The organism is Streptomyces buecherae, assembly GCF_014295035.1.
Taxonomy (GTDB): Bacteria; Actinomycetota; Actinomycetes; order Streptomycetales; family Streptomycetaceae; genus Streptomyces; species Streptomyces youssoufiensis.
This window is the reverse complement of record NZ_CP060404.1, coordinates 3,790,147-3,815,404: the sequence shown is the minus strand read 5'-3', so window position 1 is coordinate 3,815,404 and position 25,258 is coordinate 3,790,147. Positions and strand designations below refer to the sequence as shown.

The 25,258-nt window shown below is 73.6% G+C and carries 23 protein-coding genes and 1 riboswitch; of the genes, 12 read left to right on the top strand and 11 right to left on the bottom strand.

What is annotated here, in order from left to right; all coding sequences use genetic code 11:
* Positions 1-50: 50 nt before the first annotated feature.
* The 4 genes from H7H31_RS14460 to H7H31_RS14445 all read right to left on the bottom strand — a co-directional run bounded on the left by H7H31_RS14460 (position 51) and on the right by H7H31_RS14445 (position 1,880).
* A complete protein-coding gene (locus H7H31_RS14460; RefSeq protein ID WP_187117924.1) occupies positions 51-701 on the bottom strand; it encodes a DUF6286 domain-containing protein in 651 nt (216 codons plus the stop codon).
* The gene (locus H7H31_RS14455; RefSeq protein WP_187059690.1) at positions 701-1,039 is read right to left on the bottom strand and encodes a hypothetical protein; all 339 of its coding nucleotides are present in this window, start codon (positions 1,037-1,039) and stop codon (positions 701-703) included. The genes H7H31_RS14460 and H7H31_RS14455 overlap by 1 nt, the downstream gene beginning before the upstream one ends.
* Positions 1,036-1,269 (bottom strand): hypothetical protein, encoded by a 234-nt coding sequence (locus H7H31_RS14450; protein WP_187059692.1) that lies wholly within the window; start codon positions 1,267-1,269, stop codon positions 1,036-1,038. Before H7H31_RS14450 ends, H7H31_RS14455 begins: the two co-directional genes overlap by 4 nt.
* A gap of 98 nt (positions 1,270-1,367) precedes the next feature.
* Positions 1,368-1,880 carry an Asp23/Gls24 family envelope stress response protein gene (locus H7H31_RS14445; protein WP_176163259.1) on the bottom strand — a complete coding sequence of 171 codons (513 nt, stop codon included), beginning with the start codon at positions 1,878-1,880 and terminating at the stop codon, positions 1,368-1,370.
* A 459-nt stretch (positions 1,881-2,339) separates the two neighbouring features.
* Here H7H31_RS14445 and H7H31_RS14440 point away from each other — a divergent pair, with 459 nt between their 5' ends.
* The gene (locus H7H31_RS14440) at positions 2,340-2,909 is read left to right on the top strand and encodes a GNAT family N-acetyltransferase (RefSeq protein WP_187060098.1); all 570 of its coding nucleotides are present in this window, start codon (positions 2,340-2,342) and stop codon (positions 2,907-2,909) included.
* A 225-nt stretch (positions 2,910-3,134) separates the two neighbouring features.
* On the opposite strand, the gene H7H31_RS14435 is transcribed toward H7H31_RS14440, so the two are convergent.
* On the bottom strand, positions 3,135-3,515 hold the full coding sequence (locus H7H31_RS14435; protein ID WP_187060097.1) for a winged helix-turn-helix transcriptional regulator: 381 nt from the start codon (positions 3,513-3,515) through the stop codon (positions 3,135-3,137).
* A gap of 144 nt (positions 3,516-3,659) precedes the next feature.
* On the opposite strand from H7H31_RS14435, the gene H7H31_RS14430 reads away from it, so the two are divergent.
* Entirely contained in the window at positions 3,660-4,061 is a 402-nt protein-coding gene (locus H7H31_RS14430; protein WP_187060096.1) for a RidA family protein, read from the top strand.
* A 176-nt stretch (positions 4,062-4,237) separates the two neighbouring features.
* Entirely contained in the window at positions 4,238-5,491 is a 1,254-nt protein-coding gene (locus H7H31_RS14425; RefSeq protein ID WP_232109847.1) for an SGNH/GDSL hydrolase family protein, read from the top strand.
* Positions 5,492-5,503: 12 nt separating this feature from the next.
* Here H7H31_RS14425 and H7H31_RS14420 read toward each other — a convergent pair whose 3' ends face one another.
* On the bottom strand, positions 5,504-6,406 hold the full coding sequence (locus tag H7H31_RS14420) for an alpha/beta fold hydrolase (RefSeq protein WP_187117923.1): 903 nt from the start codon (positions 6,404-6,406) through the stop codon (positions 5,504-5,506).
* A gap of 262 nt (positions 6,407-6,668) precedes the next feature.
* Here H7H31_RS14420 and H7H31_RS14415 point away from each other — a divergent pair, with 262 nt between their 5' ends.
* The 6 genes from H7H31_RS14415 (at position 6,669) to H7H31_RS14390 (ending at position 13,858) form a co-directional block, all read left to right on the top strand.
* Entirely contained in the window at positions 6,669-7,022 is a 354-nt protein-coding gene (locus tag H7H31_RS14415; protein WP_222625400.1) for a winged helix-turn-helix transcriptional regulator, read from the top strand.
* Positions 7,023-7,433: 411 nt separating this feature from the next.
* Positions 7,434-8,372, top strand: a complete 939-nt coding sequence (locus tag H7H31_RS33910; protein WP_232109846.1) for a DUF6227 family protein — start codon at positions 7,434-7,436, stop codon at positions 8,370-8,372.
* A gap of 288 nt (positions 8,373-8,660) precedes the next feature.
* Entirely contained in the window at positions 8,661-9,830 is a 1,170-nt protein-coding gene (locus H7H31_RS14405) for a PP2C family protein-serine/threonine phosphatase (RefSeq protein WP_232109844.1), read from the top strand.
* A gap of 185 nt (positions 9,831-10,015) precedes the next feature.
* A riboswitch (cyclic di-AMP (ydaO/yuaA leader) is annotated at positions 10,016-10,145 on the top strand.
* A gap of 11 nt (positions 10,146-10,156) precedes the next feature.
* On the top strand, positions 10,157-11,278 hold the full coding sequence (locus H7H31_RS14400) for a M23 family metallopeptidase (protein WP_372456034.1): 1,122 nt from the start codon (positions 10,157-10,159) through the stop codon (positions 11,276-11,278).
* A 139-nt stretch (positions 11,279-11,417) separates the two neighbouring features.
* Positions 11,418-12,383: an aldo/keto reductase gene (locus H7H31_RS14395; protein ID WP_187063864.1), complete on the top strand. Its 966-nt coding sequence runs from the start codon at positions 11,418-11,420 to the stop codon at positions 12,381-12,383.
* An 845-nt stretch (positions 12,384-13,228) separates the two neighbouring features.
* Entirely contained in the window at positions 13,229-13,858 is a 630-nt protein-coding gene (locus tag H7H31_RS14390) for a response regulator transcription factor (RefSeq protein ID WP_187063863.1), read from the top strand.
* Between the two features lie 35 nt (positions 13,859-13,893).
* Here the strand turns inward: H7H31_RS14390 and H7H31_RS14385 are convergent, their stop codons facing one another.
* From H7H31_RS14385 to H7H31_RS14375, 3 genes are read right to left on the bottom strand one after another with little or no spacing between them, the layout of a single operon-like run.
* A complete protein-coding gene (locus H7H31_RS14385) occupies positions 13,894-16,860 on the bottom strand; it encodes a Z1 domain-containing protein (protein WP_187063862.1) in 2,967 nt (988 codons plus the stop codon).
* 1 nt (position 16,861) lies between these two features.
* Positions 16,862-17,956 (bottom strand): PD-(D/E)XK motif protein, encoded by a 1,095-nt coding sequence (locus tag H7H31_RS14380; RefSeq protein WP_187063861.1) that lies wholly within the window; start codon positions 17,954-17,956, stop codon positions 16,862-16,864.
* Positions 17,953-19,479, bottom strand: coding sequence for an ATP-binding protein (locus tag H7H31_RS14375; RefSeq protein ID WP_187063860.1), 1,527 nt, complete (start codon positions 19,477-19,479; stop codon positions 17,953-17,955). The genes H7H31_RS14380 and H7H31_RS14375 overlap by 4 nt, the downstream gene beginning before the upstream one ends.
* A gap of 751 nt (positions 19,480-20,230) precedes the next feature.
* On the opposite strand from H7H31_RS14375, the gene H7H31_RS14370 reads away from it, so the two are divergent.
* Positions 20,231-20,737, top strand: coding sequence for a hypothetical protein (locus H7H31_RS14370; protein WP_187063859.1), 507 nt, complete (start codon positions 20,231-20,233; stop codon positions 20,735-20,737).
* Positions 20,738-21,251: 514 nt separating this feature from the next.
* Positions 21,252-21,776 (top strand): ricin-type beta-trefoil lectin domain protein, encoded by a 525-nt coding sequence (locus H7H31_RS14365; protein WP_232109843.1) that lies wholly within the window; start codon positions 21,252-21,254, stop codon positions 21,774-21,776.
* A gap of 174 nt (positions 21,777-21,950) precedes the next feature.
* Here the strand turns inward: H7H31_RS14365 and H7H31_RS14360 are convergent, their stop codons facing one another.
* On the bottom strand, positions 21,951-22,889 hold the full coding sequence (locus H7H31_RS14360; RefSeq protein WP_187063857.1) for a GlxA family transcriptional regulator: 939 nt from the start codon (positions 22,887-22,889) through the stop codon (positions 21,951-21,953).
* Positions 22,890-23,368: 479 nt separating this feature from the next.
* Between H7H31_RS14360 and H7H31_RS14355 the strand changes: the two genes are divergently transcribed.
* Positions 23,369-23,809, top strand: a complete 441-nt coding sequence (locus tag H7H31_RS14355) for a DUF6010 family protein (protein ID WP_187063856.1) — start codon at positions 23,369-23,371, stop codon at positions 23,807-23,809.
* Between the two features lie 184 nt (positions 23,810-23,993).
* Here the strand turns inward: H7H31_RS14355 and H7H31_RS14350 are convergent, their stop codons facing one another.
* Positions 23,994-25,145, bottom strand: coding sequence for a helix-turn-helix domain-containing protein (locus H7H31_RS14350; protein WP_232109842.1), 1,152 nt, complete (start codon positions 25,143-25,145; stop codon positions 23,994-23,996).
* Positions 25,146-25,258 lie beyond the last annotated feature (113 nt).

Sequence of the window (25,258 nt, the reverse complement as noted above, 5' to 3'; positions counted from 1 at the left end):
GCGTTCCCCGCGTTCTCCGCGTCCTTCTCTTCGTTTCGTACGGCCGGTGCTTACCGCGCTTCGGGTTCCGTCGGTGCGCCGGGTGCGTCCGGCTCGTTCCCGTGCAGGGCGAGGGCGGGGGCGGCGGTGAGGCGGAGGCGGATGCGGGGTGGGTGGGCCAGGCCGAGGCGGTCCGTGGCGGCGAGCAGTTCCTCGTGGAGCGCGGCGCGCACCGCCGTGACGTCGCCGTAGGCCACCGTCGCCCGCACGCGGGCCCGGCGCCGGCCGCGTACCCGCACCCGGGCCGCGGTGACCCCGGGCGTGCGCAGGGCCGCCTCGCGGAGCAGGGCCGCGGCGCTCGCCCGGTCGAGCACGGCGCGTACGGACGGTGCCGGGGGCGCCATCGGGAGCCGGCGGCGGCCACCGGGGGTGAGGGCGATGACCATGAGGTACACGCCGAGGACGGCCAGTATGACGGCGGCGCCGATCACCCAGCCGCTGGTGCCGGGGGTGTCCGCCAGCCAGTCCTTGGTGTGCGTGCGCCAGGGCGCGGCGGGGTGCCCGTAGCCCATGGCCACCTGGTCGTACAGGAGCATGCCGCAGGCGGCGGAGCCGAGCAGGGCGAGTACGGCGGCCGGGCCGCGCCGGGCCGACCAGGCGCGGTGGGGGGTCCGGACGCGTGCCGGGTTCTCGGGCGACTCGGGTTCGGGTGCTGTGCTCACTACCGCACCTGCCTGCCGTCCGTGGTGGCGGCCTCGGGCAGGTGGAGGCGATCCACGCGGATGCGGAGGGTGCCGACGGGCAGGCCGATGAGGGCCGCGGTGCGGTGGCTGACGTGTTGGTGCACGGCGTCCGTGGTGGCGGGTATGTCGATGGGGTACGGCAGGTCGAGCGCGAGGGTGAGCCGGGCCGTGCCGCGCCGGGTGGTGCCGGTGGCGCGGGCGGTGGCCGTCGGGTGGGCCAGGTCGTGCAGGGCCTCGCGGGCCGCTGCGGTGGCGGTACGGGCGATGACGCGGTCGGCGATGGTGGTGGCGCCGCGCTGGGCTGCGGGAATGGTCACTTGAGCCTGCTGCGGGTGGTTCGGGTCCGGTGGGTGGTGCGGTCCTGGGGCGTGCGGGCCTGGCCGGGGCGGGCGAACTGGCTCCAGTGCAGGTCGCCGTCGGCGAGCTTGCCGACGATGAACCCGATGGCGCCGAGCGCGGCGACGAGCAGGAACGCGGTGAACCCGCCGAAGTAGCCGGCGAATCCGAGTGCCATGCCGACCGCGAGGCCCACGATCGCTGTGCTCATGTCCTACTCCTTGTGCGGCGTCGGGACGGGGTGGCGGGCCCGGCCCCCGGGGGCTGCCCGGGGGCCGGGCCGGTGGTGCGGGGCAGCAGCGGCGGGGGCTACTGGACGCGGGCCTCGTCGTCGTTGTCCTCCTCGTCGAAGGGGAGGTGGACGTCGATGACGGCGATGTTGACCTCGACGACCTCAAGGCCCGTCATGCGTTCGACGGCGGCGATGACGTTCTCGCGGATGTCGGCGGCGACGTCGGTGATGGGGACGCCGTACTCGACGACGATGTCGAGGTCGATGGCGGTCTGGCGCTCGCCGACCTCGACCTTGACGCCGCTGGTGACGTTGGGGCGCCCGCCCGGGACGCGCTCGCGGACGGCGCCGAGGGTGCGGGCGAGGCCGCCGCCGAGGGCGTGGACGCCGGAGACCTCGCGGGCGGCCATGCCGGCGATCTTCTCGACGACGCCGTCGGCGATGGAGGTCTTGCCGCGGGTGGCGGGCTGGCTGTCGGCGCCGGAGGAGTCCTTGAGCGTGGTGGTGCCGGAGGTGGAGCCGGCGGCGGGCTTGGTGCCGCCGGTGCGGGGCTCGTTGATCGCGGGGGTGGCCGTCTTCGGTGTCGTCATGGGGTCGGGTCCTCTCCTCGGTGTCTCGGGTGCCGCCGCGGCGTGACCGAGCGGTGGTGGCGCGCCGCGGGGTTCGGGTCCGCTGGCCGCCGCGGTCGTGCTTCCTTTGTCTGCCGCCCGTGGCGCGTGCCGGGGCTTCTTCGGTCCGTCGTCCTGCCGTGTTCGTGCCGTGTTCGTCTGACCGTCGCCGGGTGTCGGCTTCGGGTGCCGGTCCGGCGACCCGGCGGGCCGACCGGTGGGTGGCTACGGTGACTTGGACCCCCCAGTGCCCCGATCCTCACGCGGGAACCGGAATTTATCTGAATGGGGGTCACCGGACCCCGCCGGCCCCGGCCGCAGCGCCCCATCCGCACCACCTGCCCCACCCGTCCCGCACGCGGAGCGGCCGCACGCCCGCCCCGGCCGACCGCGTAACACGGCGTCACGCGGAGGAAACAGGCGCTCGGCACAATCCGCCCCATGAGCATCGAGCACCCCCCGAAGCCCGCCCCTCCCGTCCACGACGCGCGTCACGCGCCGCCGGCCGGCCGCACCTGGCTGGCACAGGTTCCCTGGGCCCACCCCGACGCGGAGGCGCTGCGCGCGCGGCAGCGGGCCGAGATCGCCGAGGTCTACGGCACCCCGGACAGCGAGCCCGGCCCCGCGCCGTCGGCGGCGGACTGCGCCGTGTTCGTGGTGGCGTACGCCGGGCCGGGCGCGCGCGGTGCGGACCGGGCGGCCGGTGGGCATCCGGGCGGCGGCGTCCCGGTCGGCTGTGGCGGGCTGCGCGAACTCGGCGGCGGGCTGGGCGAGGTGAAGCGGATGTACGTCGAACCGGCCTGGCGCGGTACGGGTATCGCCGGGGAACTGCTCGGCGCGCTGGAGGAGTGGGCGCGGCGACGGGGGTGGCGCGCGCTCCGCCTGGAGACCGGCGACCGCCAGCCGGCCGCCGTGCGCTTCTACGCCCGCCACGGGTACGCGCGGATACCGAACTTCGGCGCGTACGCCGGCCTGCCGGGCTCCTGGTGCTTCGAGCGCGCGCTGGACTGACCCGGCCGGGCCGCGCGGCGCGCGGGAGTTGACGTACGTGTGGTGGCGTACGAGGCGGCACGCGCCCGTTGGGGTGCGGGGGCGCGGGTGTCGGCGCGCGAGGGGAGGCGTACGGGGGCGCGTACGACCGTTGGCGTACGCGCCGGCCGGCGGCGGGGTGCCGGGGGCGTACGAGCGCGTGGCGGGCCGGCCGGAAGTCGGCCGGACGGGGTGAGTGGTGGGGCGTCAGGCGTCGAAGCGGTTGCGGGACGCCTCGATGTGGCCGAGGTAGCGGTGGGTCCAGCCGCACATGCCGTCGACCGTGGCGCGCAGGGCCCGGCCCGGCTCGGTGAGGGCGTACTCGACGCGCGGCGGCACGGTGGGGTGCACCGTGCGGTCGACGAGGCCGTACCGCTCCAGCATGCGCAGGTTCTGGGTGAGCATCTTGTGGCTGATGCCCTCGACCTCGTCGCGCAGGGCGCTGAAGCGCAGGGTGCCGTCACCGAGGGCCTCGATGATGAGCAGGGCCCACTTGTTGGCGACGTCCGAGAAGATCTCCCGCGCCAGGGAGTCCACGCGTCGCAGGTCGGCATCCTCGGGCGAGCCCGTGAAGTGCTTGGTCACCATCGGGTTCCCCAGTCACGAATAAGTGCGTACTTCCAGTTCAGCGGCCACTTTCCTACAGTTCCCGAGTAACCGCAAGAGAGTACGGGGGCGCGCGGCGTCCCCGGCGGTGACCGACCATGCGCACACGAGCAAGGGACCCAGACTGTGGCCACCAACGATGTCCTCACGTACGACGTACCGGCCGAGCGCGAGTTCGGCTACGCGCAGGCGATCAGGTCCGGCGAGCTGATCCACGTGTCGGGGCAGCTCTCGTTCGACGCGGCGGGCGAGTTCCGGCACGCGGGCGACTTCGCCGCCCAGCTCCAGCGGACCCAGGCCAACATCGACCGGGTCCTGGACCACTACGGCGCCACCCGCCGTCAGATCATCACGCAGACGCTGTACGTCGTGGACCTGCTGCGCAACGCCCCGGCGGTGGCGGCGGGCAACCTCGCCTACTTCGGCGACCACCGCCCGGCCAGCACCGTCGTCGGCGTCACCGAACTCACCTTCCGTGGCCAGGTCGTGGAGATCAGCTTCGTGGTGGACACCACGCTCCCCGCCTGAGCGCGGGGGCGGCGGCGCCGATGAGGTAACCGGAAGGGAGGGGGTAGACGGGTCAGGCGGGGTAGACGAGCCGGTGCATGGGGGTTGAGCCGGGGCGGTTTCCTTGCTTCCCGCGCCGGTGTGCGGTTTGGCTGGGGGCCGACGGTGGCGTGGACCCGGGAGGGGTGGGAGCGGCGGTGCGTACGTGGACGACGGAGGCGCTGGCCGGCGAGGGGCCCGTCGCCCTGCGCGGGGCCCTGGAGGTGGAGGCCACGGCGCGCGGTGTGCTCCCGCACCGGCTGCCCGCCGCGGCGCGGGCCCAGGTCTCCGACGGCTTCTGCGCGCTGGCCGAGGCCCAGCCGTCCGGGGTGCGGCTCGCCTTCCGTACCGAGGCGACCGTCGTGGAGCTGGACGTGGTGCCCTTTCCCGGGGCGCCCGCCGGCGACGCCGACGCCTCCGCCCTCGCTGACCCCGCCGGCGCCGACCCGGCGGCCGGTGCCTTCGGCCCGGCCGGCCCCTGCGCGGGCGTGTACGACCTCGTGGTGGACGGGCGCCTGACGGCCCGGCTCGCCGCCCCCATCGGCGGGGCCGACGGGGTGGTCGCCGTGCGGTTCGACGGGCTCTCCGGGCGCGAGCAGGACGTCGAGATCTGGCTGCCGCACGCGGCGATCGTGGAGCTGGTCGCGCTGCGCGCGGACGCGCCGCTGCGCCCGCCGCGCGCGGCCGGCGCCCCGCCGCCGCGCTGGGTGCACCACGGCAGCTCCATCAGCCAGGGCGCCGGCGCCGCCGGCCCGACTGGGGCCTGGCCGGCGGTGGCGGCCCGGCTCGCCGGCGCGGACCTGGTCAACCTGGGGCTGAGCGGCAACGCGCTGCTCGACCCGTTCACGGCCCGCGCCATCCGGGACACGCCGGCCGACCTGATCAGCGTGAAGGTGGGCATCAACATCGTCGCCCTCGACGCCTTCCGGCTGCGCACGCTCGGCCCGGCGCTGCACGGCTTCCTGGACACCGTGCGCGAGGGGCACCCCACGGCGCCGCTGCTGGTCGTCTCGCCACTGCACGCGCCCGTGGTCGAGCGGGTGCCGGGCCCCATGTACCCGGACCCCGACGCCCCGGGCCCCGGCATCAGCTTCCGCGGCTTCGGCGACCCGGCCGAGGTCGCCAGCGGGGCGCTCACGCTCACCACGATCCGCCGCGAGCTGGGCCGCGTCGTCGCCCAACGCGCGGAGACCGACCGGAACCTGTACTACCTCGACGGCCTGGCCCTGTACGGCGAGCGGGACTTCGCCGAGCTGCCGCTGCCCGACCAGCTCCACCCCGACGACGCGACCCAGCGGCGCATCGGCGAGCGCTTCGCCCGCCTCGCCTTCGGGCCTGGCGGCCCGTTCGACACCGCGAGCACGGGCGCGGGCGCGGCCTCTGGTCGGGGTGTCGCGCCCCGGCGCGGTTGAACCGGCGGCGGGTCAGGCCGCCAGGAAGGGGCCGAGCAGGGCGAGCAGTGCGCGCGGGCGGTGCAACGGGATGATGTGGCCGCAATCCTCGATCAGGTGGCCCGTCAGGTCGTCGGCCACGGGGCGCAACTGCCGCTCAAGGGCCCGCCCGACCGGCCGGGCGCCGACGGCGAGGGTCGGCACGGTCAGCCGGCCGGCGGCGACGGCCCGCCGGAGCTGCCGGGCGCTGGTGGGCAGGGCCCGGTAGTACGCGAAGGCGCAGCGCAGCGCCTCGCTCCCGGTGTACGCGTGCGTGAAGGCGTCCCGCAGCGCGGTCGGTACACCGTCGCCGAGCGTGCCCGCGCGCAGGAACCAGTCGACGTACGCCGCCTCGCGGCCGGCCAGCACGGACTCGGCCAGGCCCGGTTCCGCGTGGAAGCCGAACCACCAGGGCGGCCCGCCGGCGAGGAAGTCCTCCGCGCCCGGCAGTTCGCCGAGCAGCGATTCCATGACCACCAGGCGGCGGACGCGGTCGGGCCGGCGCATGGCGAGCAGGAAGGCCGGCGGGGTGCCCGCGTCGATGCCGACCACGGACGCGGTGTCCGCGCCGAGCGCGTCGAGCAGGGCCTCGGCGTCGTGCGCGAGGCTGCCGGCGTCGTAACCGTCCGTCGGCCGCGCGCTCGCGCCGAGGCCCCGCAGGTCCGGAGCGATCACCCGGTGGCGCTCGGCCAGCTCGCCGATGACGTGGCTCCACACCCGCCAGGTGTGCGGGAAGCCGTGCAGCAGCAGGACCGCGGGTCCCGAGCCGGCGACCGCCACGTTCAGCTCGACGCCCCGGACCGCGACGCGGCGCGTCTCGACGCCGGGCGGCCCGGGGGCGGGTGGCGGGGACGGCGCCGGGTGCGGGGCCGTGGACGTGGGCTGAGCGGTGGACATGGCGGGCTCCCTGGGGCGGGGCGGCGGGCACCGGCTGACGGCATGCCAGGCGGGCGCGGGGGTTACGAAAGGTGACGGCCTGACGATAGGTAACTAACCTGGGCACGTACCAGACGGCACTTTCCCCCCAGGTGGTGAGCTCCAGGTGACCCCCTCGTCCCGCCCCGCCGGCGCTTCCGGTTCCGCCGGGCCCCGCGACGCGGTTGACGCCTCCGGCGCGCCCGGGCCTGCCGCGCGGGCGCGCGGGGACCTCTTCGACCCGCTGTGCCCGACGCGGCGACTGCTCGACCGGATCGGCACCAAGTGGACGTCCATGGCGATCAAGGTGTTGGCCGAAGCGGCCCCGGGCGAGGTCCGCTTCGCGGAGTTGCAACGCCGGATGGCGGGCGTCTCGCAGAAGATGCTCTCCACCACGCTGCGCGGGCTGGCCCGGGACGGGCTGGTCAGCCGCCGGGTGGAGGCCACCGTGCCGCCCCGGGTGCACTACCGGCTCACGCCGCTCGGCCTCTCGCTGGAGGAGCCGCTGGCCCGGGTGCGGGCCTGGGCCGAGGAGCACATGGCCGAGATCGACCTGGCCCACCGGCGCGCCGACGCGGCGCCACCGGACGGGGCCTGAGCGCCGCTGGGACACCTGGGTCGGCTGGGTCATCCGGGGTGGCCGCGAAGCCTGGGGCTGGTGCGGTCCGGCGACGAACGCCGATTTCGCGTCACAGTTGCGCGGTGTCCGGGCCCGGCGAGCCGGTGGGGATTTGCGGGTGAGTACGGGCAAACTCATGGGGCGCACAGGGGGCGCATGACGGGCTGGGAGCGTGCGCCGGCGCATTCAGCGCTCGTCGCGGAGGCCGGCCGGCCGACCGCGGAGCCGGACGCGCCGGGCGGCTCGGGGGTGGCGCGGAACCGACGTACGAGCGCATCGCGTGGGCCGCATCCGGGAAACCCGCCGCGCCCGCAGTATCCACTTCGCTACCGTAAGTGGCGAGGGGGTCGCTGGGGGGCGCGGCGTGGCAATGGTCGGGAGGAGAGGGACGTGGGGCACGCACAACCGGGCGGAGAACCTTCCGCCGCGCACCTCGACGGGCTGCTGACCCGGGCCCAGAACGGGTTCGAGATCACCGACGCGCAGGTCGAGCGGCTGCGCGGCGCGTTGATGCACCAGTCTGAGCTGCGCTCTTGCCGCCAGTGCAACGGGCGTACGGCCCCCGTGGGGTGCAACACCTACCGCCACGTCTTCCTGCTCCCGGACGGCAGCAGCGAGCTGTTGTGGGAGCTGGAGCACAACACGACACCGGCCGCCGGACCCTGCTCGCCCGCCGCGCCGGGCGAGCCGTACGCGGAGCGTGAGGCGCCCGGCGAGCGACGGATCGACGCAGGCCAGGCCGGTGCGGGCACCCCATCCGGCCCGTCCGGCCCGTCGGCCGGCCCCGGCGGCGGACCGCGCGGCGCCCCGGCCGCCGCGCGACAGCTGTGCTACGAGGTGTACGCGGACGAGCGCGCGTTGGAGATCGCCGAGCGCCGGGTGCACGAGCGCATCGGCGGCGCGCTCTGGGACGAGCTGGACAGCGTTCCCGTGTGGTTGCCGGAGCAACTACGTACGCCGGTGGGCCCCTTCGCGTCGCGGCGGACGTACGCCGTCGACGACTCCGCCGACCACGCGCGACGCGTGCTGCGCCGGGCGGAGAACCCGGACCGCCCAGGCGACGACGTGCGCGCCCGACTGGCCACCGCGTTCGCTCACGACATCGCGCTCGCGACCAAGCCCCGGCTGCGCACCGGCGGCCCCGACGCCACCTGGTGCCGGTTCTACGAGCACGCGTTCCTGCTGGCCGGCGGGGACGAGGTGGTGTTGTGGGAGCTGGAGCACAACCTGACGCCGGACGGCCGGCTGGTGTGCGAGGTGTACCTGGACGAGGCCGCGGCCGAGTGCGCCGCGGACCGTCACGCCCGCGCCCTGGGCGTCGAGCTGTAACCCCGCACCGGGCCGGCCCCGCCCAGGCCACCGGCCACCCAGGCTCCCGGCCGCCCGGCCACCCAGGCTCCCGGCCACCCAGCCGCCCGGCCCCACGGCGGGCGTAACCCACAGCGGGCGCGGCCCACGGCAGGCGGACCCACGGCCGGTGGAACCCACGGCAGGTGTGGCATACGCCCGCTTGGCCGCCTCCGGGTCGCTCGCCCGGCGCGTGGGCCCCAGGCTGGGACGGACGCATCCGGCGGGGCGCTGTGCCGGGTGCGGGCCAGCCGAGAGCGGGAGCGACGCGTGGGGAGTCCTGGGTGGGCCGGTGCGGGCGCGGACTCGCCGCGAGCCGCGTGGGCCCGGAGCGTCGCCCGCTGGCTGCCCGCGGTCCTGCTGGTCGGCGGCGTCGTCTTCGACCTCCTGATGCCGATGCACTACACCGCGTCGCCCTTCCTGTCCGCCGCCTCCCTGGTCGCCGCGCCGCTGCTCTCGCTGCGCGGCACGGCCGCGGTGGCCGCGACGGCGGCGGTCACCTCGGTGCTGCTCGCGGCCTTCCACAGCGGCGACGACCAGGCGCTTTCGGTGACCGAGGTCGTCACCGTGTGCACCGTCGCGCTGCTGGCGCTCGCCATCAACCGGGTGGTGCGGCGCAACTTCCGCCAACTCGCGACCGTACGCGTCGTCGCCGAGGCCGCCCAGCGCGCCGTGCTGCCCACGCCCCCGAGCCGCATCGGGTCGCTGCGGATCGCCGCGCGGTACGTCGCGGCGCAGACCGACGCGCGGATCGGCGGCGACCTGTTCGCCGTGCAGGAGTCGCCGCACGGCGTGCGGGCCATCATCGGCGACGTACGGGGCAAGGGCCTTGAGGCCGTGGAGGCCGTCGCCGTGGTGATCGGGGCCTTCCGGGAGGCCGCCGAGCAGGAGCGGACCCTGGAGGGGCTGGTCGACCGGCTGGAGCGGGCGTTGGACCGGGAGGGCGACCGGCGGGTGGGCCTCGACCAGTTCGAGGGGTTCACCACCGCCGTGCTGGCCGAGATCGGCGACGGCAGCGGCGGGCTGCGACTCATCAACCGGGGCCACCCGCCGCCCCTGTTGCTGCTCCCCACGGGCCAGGTGCGCGAGCTGAGCCCCGAGACCGACGCCCTGCCGCTCGGCATGCGGGACGTGGCGGCCTGGCGGGACACCGTGGAGGAGCTGCCGTTCCCGGCCGGGGCGGCGCTGTTGCTGTTGACGGACGGGGTGACGGAGGCGCGCGACGCGAGCGGGCGGTTCTACGAGCCGGCGCGGCGGCTGAGCGGCCGTCGGTTCGCCAGCCCGGACGCCCTCCTGGACGCGCTGATCGCCGACGTGATGCGGCACACCGAGGGCCAGCGCGCCGACGACATGGCGCTGCTCGCGCTGCGCCGGGCCGGCGCGCCCGGCATGGTGGCCGTCCGACGCGGCCAGCGGGCGGCCGACGAACGCGCTGGGTAGCCGATCTTGACCACTGTGCTGACGATGTGCTGGCGCCTCGTCAAAGCGGAGCCCCTATTCCCCGGAACGGCTTGGAATCACACCCGGCCCTCTATTAACGTTCGATAACGCAGCGCGGTCGTCACAGCCGCCGCCCAGGGCGGCACCGTGCGCCGTCGCCGAATCCCGTAGGCGCGTCACCGCGGATCAGCGCGGTGCCGAGGCGAGGGAACCGGGGAACCAACCCTTGGGGTGAATCGGGTCGTACGCGACCCGTAGGAGACCTTCCTGCTCCGAACCCGTCAGCTAACCCGGTAGGCGAGAAGGAAGGAAAGGAGCACGCCTCCGTGGCGTCCAACAGGTCTGCCCTCGACCAGGCTTCACCCGCGCACGACGGGATCGACGAACTCGCCGGGCCTCCCTGGGGGGAGCCCCGGGACGACCTCCGCGACGGCCCCTGGGAGGAGTGGAACCCCACCGCCGAATCCGTCGCCCCGGTCCGGGGCCGGCACCGCGTGGTCAAGCAGCGCGGCGGCACGATGGCCCGCGGCGGCGCCGTGCTCGGCGTGGGCGTCATCGCGGCGGTCGGCGCCGGCGGCATGGCGAGCGCCAAGGACCGGCCCAAGGCCGCGATATCGATGCCCGACCTCGGGCACGTCGCCGACGAGGTCATGCACTCCCTGCCCGACGCCGACGAGCTTCCCGGCGTCGGGTCCCTCATATCCGACGGCGGCAGCGGCGACCAGCGGTACGAGGCCGCGCCGCGGGTCGCCGACCAGGCGCCGCTCAGCCAGGCCGGCCTGACGGCCGAGGAGTCCGCGAACGGCACGACCGACGCGGGCGAGGTGCTGCGGGCCCGCATCCTCCAGCAGGCCGAGACCCAGCAGAGCGCCGCCGACGAGGCCGAGCGCGAGGCCGCCGAGCGGGCGGCGGCGCGCAAGGCGGCGGACGAGGCGGCCCGCAAGAAGGCCGCCGAGGTCGACAGGCAGCGGGCCGCCGAGGCGGAGGCCCAGCGGAAGGCGGAGGAGGAGGCCCGGCGCAAGGCCGAGGCCGAGCGCCGCGCGAAGCTCGCCGCGAGCTACGCGATGCCGCTCAGCTCGTACACGGTGACCTCCACGTTCGGACAGGCCGGCGACATGTGGTCGGCGAACCACACCGGCCTCGACTTCGCCGCCCCGACGGGCACGCCGGTCAAGGCGGTGCACGGCGGGACCATCACGCAGGCCGGCTGGGCCGGTTCGTACGGCTACCGGATCGTGCTGACGCTGCCCGACGGCACCGAGGTCTGGTACTGCCACCTGTCGTCCATGACGCAGACCTCGGGCGAGGTCTCCACCGGCGACGTCATCGGCCGGGTGGGCGCGACCGGCAACGTGACCGGCGCGCACCTGCACCTCGAAGTGCGCCCGAGCGGCGGCGCGCCGATCGACCCGATGGCGTGGCTGCGGGAGCACGGGCTCCAGCCGTAGCGCGGGCGGGCGCGGGCCCCGCGCCCTTCCTCCGCCCGCACGCCGGGGGCGCGCTCCCGCCGGGGGCGCGCTCCCGCCGGCGCCGCCGCGCGCGGGGTGGCGGGGAATAGGGGGCCGGGCCGTGCCGTTGAATTCGCACATGGTCGAACATGCGCAGAGCACGCGGACGCGCCGGATCGGCGACATCGAGGTCTTCCCCCTCTCGCTCGGGGGCAACGTCTTCGGGTGGGGCGCCGACGAGGCGCAGTCCTTCGCCATCCTGGACGCCTACACGGAGGCCGGTGGCAACTTCGTCGACACCGCCGACGTCTACTCGGCCTGGGTGCCGGGCAACTCGGGCGGTGAGTCGGAGACCATCATCGGCAACTGGCTCGCCGCGCGCGGCAGGCGTGACGAGGTGGTCATCGCGACCAAGGTGGGCGGCGGCTCGCCGGAGCGGCGCGGGCTGCGCGCCGAGGTGATCAAGGCCGACGTGGAGGCGTCCCTGCGCCGGCTGCGCACCGACTACATCGACCTGTACTACACGCACTACGACGACGAGTCGCTGCCGGTCGAGGACTTCCTCACCACCCTGGACGGCCTGGTCCGACAGGGCAAGGTCCGCCAGATCGCGGCCTCCAACATCACGGCGGCCCGGCTCGCCGAGGCCCTGGACGCCTCCGAGCGGGAGGGCCTGGCGCGGTACGTGGCGCTCCAGCCGCACTACAACCTGGTCTCCCGGGACACCTACGAGGGCGAACTGTCCCGCGTCGCGGCCGAGCGGGGCCTGGCGACGGTCCCCTACTTCGCGCTGGCCGCCGGCTTCCTCACCGGCAAGTACCGCCCCGGCGGCACACCGGAGGACTCGGTGCGCACCGCGTCGGTCCAGGGGTACCTGGACAGCGAGCGGGGGCCGCGGGTGCTCGCCGCGCTCGACGAGGTGGCCGCGGCGCACGGCGGCGTCGAGATCGCGACGGTGGCCCTGGCCTGGCTGGCCGCGCAGCCCACGGTGGTGGCCCCGATCGCCAGCGCCCGCACCCTGGAGCAGCTCCCGCCGCTGCTGGCCGTGGCCGACCTGGACCTCACGGCTTCGGAGATCGCCGCGCTGACCGAGGCGTCGGCCTGAGCCGGTAGCCGCCGGCGTCGCCGGGACGAGCACCGGTCCTCACCGCAGGCCACGCGCCCATGACGCCCACTGGCCGTGGTCGTACGCCACGCGTCCCTACGCCACGCGCCCGTGCCCGCGTACTCCGGCATCCGTACGCCGCCCGCCCGGATGCCGCCCGTCCGCGTGCCCGGGTCCCGTCCGGGCGCTCGGACGCGCCGCGCGCGGCGAGCGGACGGGGCGTCAACTTCCCTCGCACGGCCGCCGGTCGGCCGAACCCCGTACATGCGCCGACGAGGTGGAGCCCGCCGGAGCGGCCCCCCGCCGGGGGCCGGCTACCGGCCCGGTCGGGCGGTGGCGTGCGCGACGCGGGCCCGGGCCGGCGGGCGCGGAGGGAAAAACGGCCGCTTCGGTTCTCAACTCCGGGCATTTTTCGGGCAAAGAGAATGCGCCGATTCGGGCATCGGGGAAGGGGGCGCGGCGCCCATCCATAACTCCCCCATTGCCCAGGCATTACCCGCCGCCGAACGCCGCCTGGGCGCAGCGGGAAACCCTCGGCGGGCCGTGAGGTATTACGCGTCATTGCCCGCGATTACTCATCCGCTACTCGCCGACTACAGCGGGGGATTGTGCACGCGTACTAAGTCTCGTCAACCGGATGTGCTAAGTTCCGGCTACTCGATGGGGCTGCCGATGGCCGGCGCTGATCGACGTCTGACCAACGTCGAGCGGCTATTCACGCTGACTTCCCGGAAGCGTTCGACTACGAAAAGTGTGCGCTCGCCGGGCGTTTCTGTCGGCTTGGTCGCCCTGTTCAGGCGCATCGGCGGCGCGGCCGTCGACCTGAATCCAGGCAAGGGGAAGCCATGGGTCGCATTGTTCTCGTCATCAGTTCTCCCTCGCTGCACCGGCGCGTGGGCGACGCGCTGACGGCGCCCGGCTGGGGTGTCGCCTCCTGGACCAAGACCCAGCGCGGTCGGCTCACGCCCGCCGTGGACGTGGCCGTCGTGGAGTCCCGTGCCCTCGCCGCCGAACCCTCCTTCGCCCGCCTCGGAACCCGGGTCATAGCGCTGGTCAACGGCGTCAGCGACCCGTTCTGGCGCTCGCCGTCGCGGCAGTCGGTGGCCGGCGTCGTGGGCCGCGACGACCCCGACCACGGCTATGTGGCCGCCGTGCGCGAGGTGCTCAGCGGCCGGGGCTGGATCTCCCCGGAGCTGGTGCCCTGCGTGCTCGCCGGCCCCGGCGCGGCCCAGCGCCCGCCGGCCCCGCAGCCGCCCACCGCCGGCCGGCTCACCGGCCGCGAGGAGGACGTGGCGGTGCTCGTCGCGGAGGGCCTGTCCAACCCCGAGATCGCCGACCGGCTGAGCGTCGAGCTGAGCACCGTGAAGTTCCACGTCTCCAACGTGCTGCGCAAGCTGGGCTGCCGCAGCCGGGCCCAACTGGCCGCCGTCTTCCACGCGTACGACCGGAACGCGCGCGTCACCGCGGTGAAGTAGCCCGGCCGGGCGCGCCCGTGGCGGCGGCGTTCGGGTCAGCGGTCGGCCGGCGCCTCGCGGACGTCCACGATGGGCGCGTCCCGCAGCGCGGAGATCTTCGCGCGGAAGTGCACCAGGCGGCGCTTGGTGTCGATGGCGCTGCGCGGCGGCAGCAGCGCGAACGCCATGATCACGCGGGAGGCGTCGGCCGCGCCGTCGGTGATGGCGTCGTGTACGGGGCGGTCGCCGGTGATGTCGAGCACCGGGTAGAGCAGCGCCACCCCCTGCGACGGGTTCACCAACGACCCGGGCCGGCCCGCCTCGGCGATCAGCCGCTCGGCCGCGACCCGGTGCTCGAAGCCGGTGACGCGGCTGAACGAGTCGCGGAACGGGGCCTTGCTGCGCTGCGCCAGGGACAGCGGCGGCGAGTCGATGATGGTGGCCCGCAACCGGTCCCTGGCGACCAACTGCGGGGCGACCAGGAGCCAGTCGTCCACCCGCGCGAGCCTGCCGTCCAACTGCTTGAGGTAGGTCAGGTGCGGCTGGAACAGGTCGGGCCGGCTCCACTCCAGGCTCTCCAGGACGCTCACCAGCCTGCCGTGCCCCACCATCGTCGTGCGGGCCGGGAAGCGGCGTACCAGCGCGCTGGAGCTGTCCGGCGGGTTGGTGAACGGCACGTCTGCGCCGCCGAGTTCCGCCAGCAGCGGCTGCCAGCGCTGGGCGTTGCGGCGCACGGACGCGGGCTGGCCCGCGTAGGCCGCCGGCTCGATCCAGGTGCCGGGGGAGCGGATCTCGATGAGTTCGGCGTTGTACATCTTGTTGGCGCTCGTGGGCTTGAGCCACGGCAGGTGCTGCGCCACGAGCGGCGGCACCTGCGCCGGCGTGACCTGCGGCTTCCCGTCGATCAGCGGCGCGTACCGGTCCAGTTCGGCGCGGAAGCTCTCCTCGTCCCGGCAGACCGCCTCGAACGCGTCGTACAGGTCGATCTCCTTCCTTCCGTACGCCTCGCCCCGGCTGATGTACAGCCGCACCAGGTCCCGGTAGCCCTTGCGGAAGCCGAACCAGCGGCCCATCTGCATCAGCGTGTCGGCCTGCGTCGTGGTGCGCCGGTAGTAGGAGATCGTCAGGCCCTCGACGGTGAAGCCTCGGGACAGCTTCGCGCCGCCGACCAGGATCTTCCACAGGGACCGCTTGTCGAAGTCGGCGGTGCCCTGCTCGATGTCCTTGTCGCTGTTCACCACGAGGACGGGGTTCTCGTCGCCGCCGATGCGGATGTAGGCCGCGCCGATGTGCTCGGCCACCTCCGCGAAGCTGGCCGGGGTGGCGTAGCCGGCGTGGCGGGCGGCGGAGACGGGCGCGAAGTCGGTCTCGAACAGGGCGCGCAACCGGGCGTGCCCGATCGGGCCCAGATAGCCCGCGGAATGCCACATCGCGGTCAGCCGTTCGGCCAGCGCCCGGTGGTCGGCGGTGCGCACCGACTCGTGCACGAGCATCGTGTGGTGCGGGTACGACACGTCGCGCGGGTCGTGCCGCTCCCGGTAGAGCTTGATGGCCGCCGAAAGCACGAACGCGTCCATGGCCTGCTGGAGCGAGGCGCCGTCCGCCTCGCCCGAGGTCGGCGGGATATCGCGTACGTGCGCCTTGCCCTGCGAATTGGCGTACGTGCGCTCCGACCACGGAATTCCGGAATCGAGGTCGTGGAAGGCCCGAATGCCCATGTAGTCCGGGGGCGCCGGCAGCGAGACGATGAAGTCCTTCGGGAAGATGTCGGCCGTGTCGCTGGGGTCGATGAAGACATTGGCGAACGGGGTCGCCGTGTACCCCACGTACTGCGCCCGTGGCAACTGTGCCAACAGGCTGGAGACCAGGCCGTTGATGGCGGTGCGTTCGGCCTTGCCCTCGCGGAGTTTCCGGGGGTCGGAGGTGTTGACGGACGCCTGGTCGGATTCGTCGTCGATGATGAGGACGGGGATCTCGGCGAGCGGGGTGCGGATCTTTTTCAGGTCTCCCAGCAGTTTCGTCAATACCGTCTTGTTCTTCTTCACCACCATCAGCCGGGCCGCGCTGCGGTGCAGGTTGCGCGGGTCGTGCAGCGGCAGCGCGGGCTCCTGCTTCTCGAACTCCAGCGCGGTGATGCCCTGTAGGAGCCGCTTGTAGTCGTTGTCGCGCGTGGTCATCCGCATGATGTCGAAGGCGCCGAGTACCGACGGGAGCCCGCCGTGGGTGAGGAACCCGCCACGGTGCCACTCCGGGTCGTCCGCGTAGTCCGACTCGATCTCGTCGCCGCCGCGCAGGATGTTCTCGCGGCCGACCAGCTCCATGTCGAGCCGGCGCTGGGTCTGTTGGCGCAGCAGGTTCAGGGTGCCGGCGAGCACGATCACCAGCCGGTAGCCGGAGTCGATAGCCTTGGCGATGACGCCGGTGAAGTTGGCCGTCTTGCCCGACTGCACGTGCCCGACGACCAGGCCCTTGGACTGGTAGACGGTGCCGGTGGCCGGGTTCGCCAGCCGCTCCACCACCCGGTCGGTGGCCTCGTCCAGGGCCGCCAGCGCCTCCGGGTGCCACCCCTTGCGCTCCAACACCCGCTCGTACGCCGGCCAGTACCAGTTGCGGCTCTGCTGCGCGGCCGGCGTGTACCAGGGCGTGAACTCGGTGCTGATGACGGTCGGCGCGTCGGCCACGGCCACCGGGACCAGCTCGGTCAGCACCTTGCGGGTTCGCTCGTCCAGCGCGAGCAGCGCGTAGATGTCCGCGCGGCGCGCGTCCGTGCACGGCGGGGACGTGGACCACGCCGGGGCGCCGGCGAAGTCCCAGGCGGTGACCGCCCGCCGCCACAGCTCCACCAACGGGTGGCCCGCGTACCCGCCGAGCAGCCGGTCCCGGAACCCCTCCTCGGTGGTGTCGGGCGCGGGCGTCACGCCCTGCGCCCAGTAGCCCAGCCCGCGCGCCAGCGGCTGCGGCCCGGCCTGGCGCAGCGCGGCGAGGACGATGGTGTGCAGCCGCAGGGTGGGGTCGTCGCTCATGTCAGGCGCTCCGGGTGGTGCGGGGGGAGGCGGTGGCCAGCGGGGTGCCGCCCGCCGGCGGCGGACGGGTGGGCTGCCCGGCGAGCGGGAGCCCGTCGGCGGCGGGCGGCCGCAGCGCGTCGGGCGCGTCGGCGGCGTCCGGCAGGCCGGTCAGGTCCACGCCGTAGGTGAGCGCCACGATCCGCTGCCTGGCCTCGCCGGACAGCGCGGCCAGCACCTCGGGGCCGAGCCGTGGCACCCGCTCGTCGGCGGCGCTCACGACCAGCGGCGCGCTCCGCAGCGACCACCGCTCCGGGTCGGGCGCCGCCGCCAGCGGGCCCAGCCACTCGCACCGGGCCAGCAGCTCCGTCAGCCGCGGCCCGAGGTCCGGCGCGTGCTCGGCGACCTGTTCCCGCACGGAACGCACCCGCTCGGCCAGCGTGTGGCCGGCCGAGCCGCCCCGGGTGAACTGGAGGGACAGCAGCCACAGTGGCCGGTCGCCGGTCGGCACGAGCTGCGTGGTGCCCCGCACGGTGTGCAGCCGGCGCTCGCTGGCCGTGCTCTTGACCTCGACGTCGTAGCCGGGCAGCCCGAAGTCGTGCTCCTCGCTCGAAGGGCCGCGCCAGGACGCGACCGCCACCGGCCAGCCGAAGTGGTGCGCGAACCACTCCAGCGCGTGCAGCTCGCCCAGCAGCCCGACGCGCTTCTCCTCGCTGATGCCCCGGTTGCGCGCGAGCAGCTCGGTCCACGAGGCCAGCGTCTCGGTGAACGCGCGGGCCGGGCTGTGCCCCGCGCGCCGCACCCGCTCGGCCACGCCCTGGAGCAGGTCGTGGAAGTCGCGGAACAGCGCCCGCTCCGCCGTGGCGATCTCCAGCATGCGGCGCCCCTGGGCCGCCACCGGCCGGACCACCACCGCCGTCAGGCTCGACAGCGGCACCCGGTCACTCGGCTCCAGCGCGATGCGCAGCCCGGTGCGCGCCCCGTACGCGTCCACGAAGAACTCGATGCGCGGCTCGCCCGCCAGCGGGATGACGGTCGGCGTGCCGTCGTCCACGTAGCCGGCCACCGTGGGCCACTCGACGTGCGGAGTGCCGGCCGGTGGCGGCCCGCTCGTCACTGCTCGTCCATCCGGTCCAGTTCGGTGCGCGCGGCGGCGAGCAGGATGGACTGCCAGAGCTGGAGGTTGTCCTTCTCCCGCGAGCCGCTGTACTCCTTCTCGAAGACCTGGTGCAGCAGCAGGTAGAGCAGGGACTTGACCATGGGCGCGTCGTTGAGCCCGCCGCGCCGGCCGCCGAGCAGCGCGGGGCGGTACGTCTTGTTCAGCAGGATCGCCCGTTCCTCGCGGTCGATCGCGAAGAACACGTCGCTGCCCAGCTTCTCCCAGCGCAGCGCCACCGGCTCCTCGCCGGGGATGAGCGGCAGCTCCTCCTCGACGGTCCGCTTCACCTCGGCCGCCATGCCCTTGCCGGGCGCGATGACCGGCTTGCGGTCCACGCCGGCCCGCTTGCGCGCCTCGCGGTAGGTGGCCTCGGCCGCGTCCAGGTACTCCTTGAAGGCGTAACCCTCCGCGTCCGTCGCCTCGCCCAGGGCCGCCGCGAACGCGGGCGACGCCTCCACGCCCGCCTTCTTCACGGTCAGCCGGAACGCGTCACCGCCCTCCGGCGGCAGCTCGACCGCGACCCGGGCCAGCGCGAGGTGCGGCTCGGGCTGCCGAAACCCGTTCCAGCCGCCGGCCTGCACGAGCCGGTCGTTGCGGTAGAAGTAGAACCCCTGCTTGTCCAGGACGGTGCCGACCGCGCGGTACTCGTCCAGGTTCGACTTCGGCGTCCACACGTGCCCGGTCAGCGGCACGGCGCCGGCGCCCTCGACGTGGGCGGTGAACACCTTGGGGAAGCCGGGGGCGCCGGTGACGGGGTAGCCGAACGGGTCGAGGGACTCCACGCCGAAGTCCATGTAGACGGTGCGGGTCTGCACGTCCTCGACGGCGATGGTGATGTTGAAGTCGTCGCGGGCCAGGAACCGGTGCAGGAACAGCCCGAGGTGCAGGCCGAGCTTGGGGATCATGCGGGTCAGGTAGCGGTCCGTCTGGCCGCCCCCGCCGTGCTTGGGGAAGTCCCGTACGCCGTCCCACCGCACGATGGTGCCCTGCCAGGTGATGGGCCGGTCGTGATAGCGGTCCATGAGGTCCTGCGCGTAGCCGGACTCCACGATGTCGCACTGGAAGCTCTCCTTGGCCTGCGCGGTCACCCACCGCCGGCCCACCGCGCGGCTGCGCTTGGTCTTGCTGATGACCGTCACCGACTCGGCGTGGCTGAGCGAGGCCGACTTGAGGCCCGTACCGAAGACGCCGAGCGACTTCTCGCCGTACTCGCGCCGCCCGCCGACCGTCATGGCGACGTCGAGCGCCTCCTCGTCCATGCCGCGCCCGTCGTCCACGACGAGCAGGCTGACCAACTCGTCGCCGTTGCGCAGCACATGGATCACGACGTCCTTCGCGCCGGCGTCGATCGAGTTGTCGATCAGGTCGGCTAACGCGACCTCGAACCCGTATCCCTGACTGCTCAACGCGTCGATGAAGCGCGGGTCCGGCGGAAGCCGCTTGCTGCCGGTGGTGGGAACCTCGAAATGCCAGTCGCTCATGGCCTACCTGCCTCAGAAACACTGCTCGCAACGTTTCCCGCCCGGACGGAGGCGGTGGGGGGAAACGCACGCCGGAGGGTTCCTGGGATCGAGGCAGATCGTACCCGTCGGAGTGTGGAACAGGGAGAAGTCGGCGAAAGTCAGTTTTCGACACTTCGGGGCGCGGCGCGCGGTTTCCCCGTGGACAACGGCTGGCTGGTGAGGCGACTAGGACGCGCACACGGTCTCGCCCGCTCTTACCCCAGCCCACTACCAAACGTGCCTCTCCGGTCACGTTAGGCTTTGGTGATGCAGGGCTCTACGGCTCGAACAGGCAGCGGACGAGGCTGCTTATCCGCGGCACGGGGTTGCCAGCGTCACCTGAGTTGCTCACATGAGGACTCTCGTTGCTGCCTAGCCGGGCTGGCTAGGGCGGCAGTTAGTGATGACGGTGGCACTTCGAGAGGACCCCAGCGTGACGCGGATGGCATCGAGACACCGAGCGATGGTCTGGGGGGCGAGCGGGGTCGCCGTCGCCGTACTGGCCTTGGCCGCCTGTGCCACAGGCAGCGGAGACGGTGAGAGCGGAGGACCGCACAGCGAGGTGGCCGAGCGCGGTCGCATCGCCACGGAATCACCTGCGCCCTCCGCGTCCGGCTACGAGCCTCCGGATGAATGGTCCGAACCCAGTCGCTGGGCGGTCCTGCCTCGGGGCGAAGAGACGGACAGCCGAGGCCGAATGATCCGCTTCCCCCATACCGTTCAGGGGGCAGTGGCGATGCTGGTCAAGGCCAACGAGACTGAGGCCCAAGGGGAGCACAGCATGGCAGACGAGCTGATGGAGATCTACGACTCCTACATGACCAGAGAGTCCAACCGCACCGAAGAGTACAAGCGCAAGGCTGCGGATATCGCTGCGCGCAACGACGCGGCGCTACGCCAGTCCATGGGGCTACCCAATGACGGCAAGTTGCCGCCGGGGGCCTATATGCGCGCGACCGTTCTTGGCTTCCGGATCGTCGAGTCGTCCGACGATCAGGTCAGCGCCTGGCTGCTGAGCCGTGTCACGGCCAGTGCCGGCGAGTTGGAGGAGGAGCGAGTGTCGTATACCAGCAACGTGGCTGCTGCGCACTGGGAGAACGGGGATTGGAAGATCGGCCCCGACGACATGGAGCGTGCCGCCGAGGTGACGGAAAAGAGGTCGCGCCCGGCCATCGTCGCACCCGGGGATAGGCAGTTCAACGAAGCGGGGTGGACCGCAATCCGGCAAGCGTCGTGAAACGACGGGTTGCCGCATTCACGGATTCGGCCTGACCGTTGTTGACGCCTGGCTCGAACCAGCCGGCACCTGGCAGACCAGTGCCGTCGGCGTCTCACGCCAGATAGCCTAGTTGGCCCTCCGCAACGTCGTGGTCCGCGCGGCCATCGAAGTGACCGGTGAGCGCCATCAAGCGGCAGTAGCGAAGCCGCGTCATACCGCCGGGTGACCGCAGTCCGTTCGGTAGTGGGAAACGGCGTGTGATCTAGGCCGAGTAGGAACTGTCGCACAGAGACGGCGGGGCGAACAGGCTCCTCCTCTTTGCGCGAATGAGAGGGTGCTCCTGGTGCACGGTGGGCCGGGGCAGGGGGCGATTCGCCAGGAGGGCGGGGCACTCTGGGGCGTCGCGGCGCATACGGCGTGGGGAATGAGGGGACCTTCCCAAGGCCGTAACTACCCAGATCCGTTGGCCGGGCCAGCAGCCATGTCACGGCCGAATGACCGGTGCGGATCCACCGACCCGAAGGGTTCTCTCGTGCGTCCTGCGCTTCGCAAGCTGCCCGTGCCCGCACTCCTCGCCCTCGCGTCCCTCGCGCTGCCGTCCACCGCCGTGGCGGCCACCGCGCCCACCGCCCCCACGGCCGCCGTACGGGCCACCGCGCCCGCCGCCCCGGCTCCGGTCGCCGCCGGCACCACCTGCCTGGCGCACGACTATCCGAGATCCCGCATCGTCAACGTGGAGTCGTGCAACTCTTCGGACGCGCAGCACCGTTGGAGCAGAAGCGGCGAGTTACTCCGACTGTCCGCGCACTGGGACATGTGCCTGTCCAGCGACTATCCGCGCACCCGTGCGGTCAACGTCGAGTCGTGCAACTCCAACTCCACCAAACAGCGTTGGGCGGTCAGCGGCGAGCTGGTCTCCCAGTCCGCGCACCCCGGTATGTGTCTGGCCACCGACTTCCCCCGGACCCGCATCGTCAACGTGGAACCGTGCGACTCTTCCGATCCGCAGCACCGTTGGACGATCCAGGGCGAGCAGGTCAGCCTGACCTCGCTGTGAGCCACTGACGCGGCGCCGCCCCCCCGCTGGCGCGCGGGGCGGCGCTGGGCTGTGCTGGTCGGCGCGGCGCGGCGCGGGGCGCGGCGTGGGCGTCGCGTACGCCGGTGACGCGTACGCCGCAGGCCGGCCGGCCACCCGCGTTCGCTCGCCCAAGAGGTCGTCTGCCGTGGCTGCTCAACTGAACGTGCGTCGGTAGGTCTGCGGGCTGACGCCGGTGGTGCGTTTGAAGCGGTCACGGAAGGTGGTGGGGGAGCCGAACCCGACCTGGCCGCCGATGCGTTCCACGGAGTGCTCCGTGGTTTCCAGCAGGTGCTGTGCCTGGCGGATGCGGGCCCGGTGGAGCCACTGGAGCGGTGTGGTGCCGGTCTGGTCGCGGAAGCGCCGGATCAGGGTCCGGGTGCTGGTTCCGGCCCGCTCGGCGATGTCGGCGAGGGTGAGGTCGCGGGCCAGGTTCTCCCGTAGCCAGGTGAGCAGCGTCTCCAACTCGGAGCCCTGCGGTGTGGGCGCGTGGTCGTAGACGATGAACTGGGCCTGCCCGCCCTCCCGTTCGAGGGGCATGACGGACAGGCGGGCGGCGTCGGCGGCGACGGCCGAGCCGTAGTCACGGCGGATCATGTGCAGGCACAGGTCCGCGCCCGCCGCGGCGCCGGCCGACGTGAGCAACTGGCCGTTGTCGACGTAGAGGACGTCCGGGTCGACGTCGAGGTCCGGGTGGGCGGCGGCCAGCAGTCCCGCCGCGCGCCAGTGGGTCGTGACGCGCAGCCCGTCGAGGAGCCCGGTGGCGGCCAGCGGGAAGGTGCCCACGCAGATGGAGGCGATCCGGGTGCCGTCGGCGGCGGCCGACCGCAGCGCGTCGCGCACGGCGGGAGGGAGCGGGGCGGCGACGTCGGCGACGCCCGGCACGATGATCGTGTCCGCGTCCTGGAGGCCCGCCAGGCCCCAGTGGGCCCGCAGGGTGAAGGCTCCGGCGTCGACCTCGTCGCGCTCGGCGCACACCCGTACCTGGTAGCCGGGCCGCCCGTCGGGCAGGCGGACCCGGGAGAACACCTCGATCGGGGTCGAGAGGTCGAACGGGATCACCTGGTCCAGCGCGAGCACGGCAACCGTATGCATGGCCAGAACCTACCTCCCCACCTGCCTGCCGGACCGGGGTCGCCCTTCCCGAACGCCCACGTCAGCGCGGTTTCCACGCGAGGGGAAGGGCGTTGGCACTATTCCGTTGAAACCTGTCACTCGTGCCACTGGGCGAGCACCCGGGAAGCCGGTTGACTTCGGAGCGTCCCGATGGAAATCGACGCCGAAGGAACCGCGTACCCATGCACATCCAGGTCGTCAGCGGCACCGGAGGACGGACGTCGCGCGCCGTCGGCGCCCTCGACCCGGAGCGCGCCCACGCGGGCGGTGGCGCCGGAGACCGCCGTCGCCACCGTCAGCGGCGGCCTCGGCCGCGCTGCCCGCGACGGCCGCCGGCGTACGGACACTCCTGACCCCGCCCACCCGGGACCGCGCACTGACCACGACGTCGGTGCTCGCGCCGCGACAGCTCGACTGCGGCGACGCGGCCCGCCCCAGGAGGAAGAAGTCATCCCCTCATGAACCTCGTGTCACCAGTGATCGTCGGCATCGTCTACTGCCTGCTGATGTCCCTGATCAAAGAACCGTACCGACGCCACTTCAACGCGGTCATGGTGGGCGGGGCCGGCGCCGCCTATCTGAGCGGGGGCGGCTTCGGCCCGTGGGAGTTCCCGTTCGTCGCACTCACGGCCTACGTCGCCTACCGCGGCCTGAACTCCTGGAACCTCATCGGCGTCGGCTGGCTGCTCCACACGGCCTGGGACATAGCCCACCACCTCAAGGGCAATTCGATCCTGCCCTTCTACCACGACGCCTCCCTGGCGTGTGCCATCTGCGATCCGGTCATCGCCCTGTGGTGCTTCCGCGGCGGGCCTTCCCTGATCGCGCTCGCCCGCCGCCGGTTCCGGCCCGGCCGGACAGCGGACCACGCGCACGACCACGTCTCCGCCCCCTCCTGACCGGACCGCACCGGCACCGGGCGGCCGGCCCGCGAGCCGGCAGACCGCCCCCGCCTCCCGAGACGACGTCCCGGGCCGGCCGGGGCGGCGGGCCCATGAGCGCGGGCGGTGACACGTACCGCCCACGAGCGCGGGTGGTTGGCGTACCGCCCGCGAGCGCGCGGGTGGTGGCGTACCGCCCAGCTCAGACGGCGCGGGCCCAGACGGACGGTCGCCCCGGGCGGCGGACCTCCGCCGACTCGGGCATCGCGGGCCAGTAGTGGTCGGTGAACAGGCGGGCGACCAGCGCGCCCCGGCTGGCGACGCCGGCCTTGGTGAACACCGTCTTGAGGTGGTCGCGCACGGTGTGCGGCGAGATGAACAGCGTCGTGGCGATCTCCGCCGTGGTCAGCCCGCGCGCGGTGAGCTGGGTGATCTCCAGCTCGCGAGGGGTCAGTCCGTACGCCTCGGCGACCAGCACCGCCAGGTCGGCGGGGGTCGCCGGCTCGATGACCAGGGCCACCGGTCCCGGCCCGCCGCCGGCGCCGGTGAGGGACGAGGCGTGACAGGTCAGCCAGCGGCCCTCGGTGGTCCGGATGCGCACGCGGGCGCTGCCGCGGTCGTGTCCGGCGCTGACGGCGCGCGCCTGGAGCGCCGCGCCGATCACCCAGATGGGCAGCTCAAGCCCCAACGCCGTGGGGAACGAGGGCCCCTGCGGCAACCTGGCGAGGTGGTGCCGCGCCTCCTCGTTGACCGAGGTGGCCTCGCCGTTCTCGTCGAAGAGGATCAGGCCGGGCGCCGGCGAGTCGGTGCCGCGCGCGGTCACGGTCGGCCGGGCGAACGTCCGCAGCCGCTCGGCCAGCGGCAGCGACAGGCCGGCGAGCAGCGCGGTCTCCCGCGAGTCGAAGGACTCGGCCGTACGGAACAGGCTCAGCAGCCCCCAGGGTCGCTCGCCGATCTGGAACACCGCGCGCAACTCGTCGTGCATCCCCTGGTCCCGCAGCAGCCGCCGGAACCGGGAGCTGCGCGCGGGCAGGCCGCCGGTGGCCGCGCGCAACCCGGCCGCCGGCACGGCGGCGCGGGCCAACTCGCGGAACGGCAGGACGTTCTCTTCGAGGAGTTCGCTGCGCCAGTAGGCGGCGCAGCCCTCGCCCTGGCCCAGGTTCTCCACCAGCATCGGGGCGGTGATCAGGCCGGTGTCCGGGTCGGCGGCGGTCCACACGGCCGAGTCGAACGGCACCAGGCGGCGCAGCCGGGCCGAGACGCGGCTGAAGAGTTCCAGCGCGTCGCTCGCCTCGTCGGCGGCGGCCAGCACCGACTGGTGGTGCCGGTGGTGATGCCGGTGGTGATCGGTCACGCGTGTCCCCTCGCCTGTCCCCGGCCGCCCGCCGCCTCTGTCTCGGCCCCGCGCCGCGTCCGGTCCACGCCCCTCAGCCTGCCCTGCCACCCCACCGAAAAGAACCCCTCATC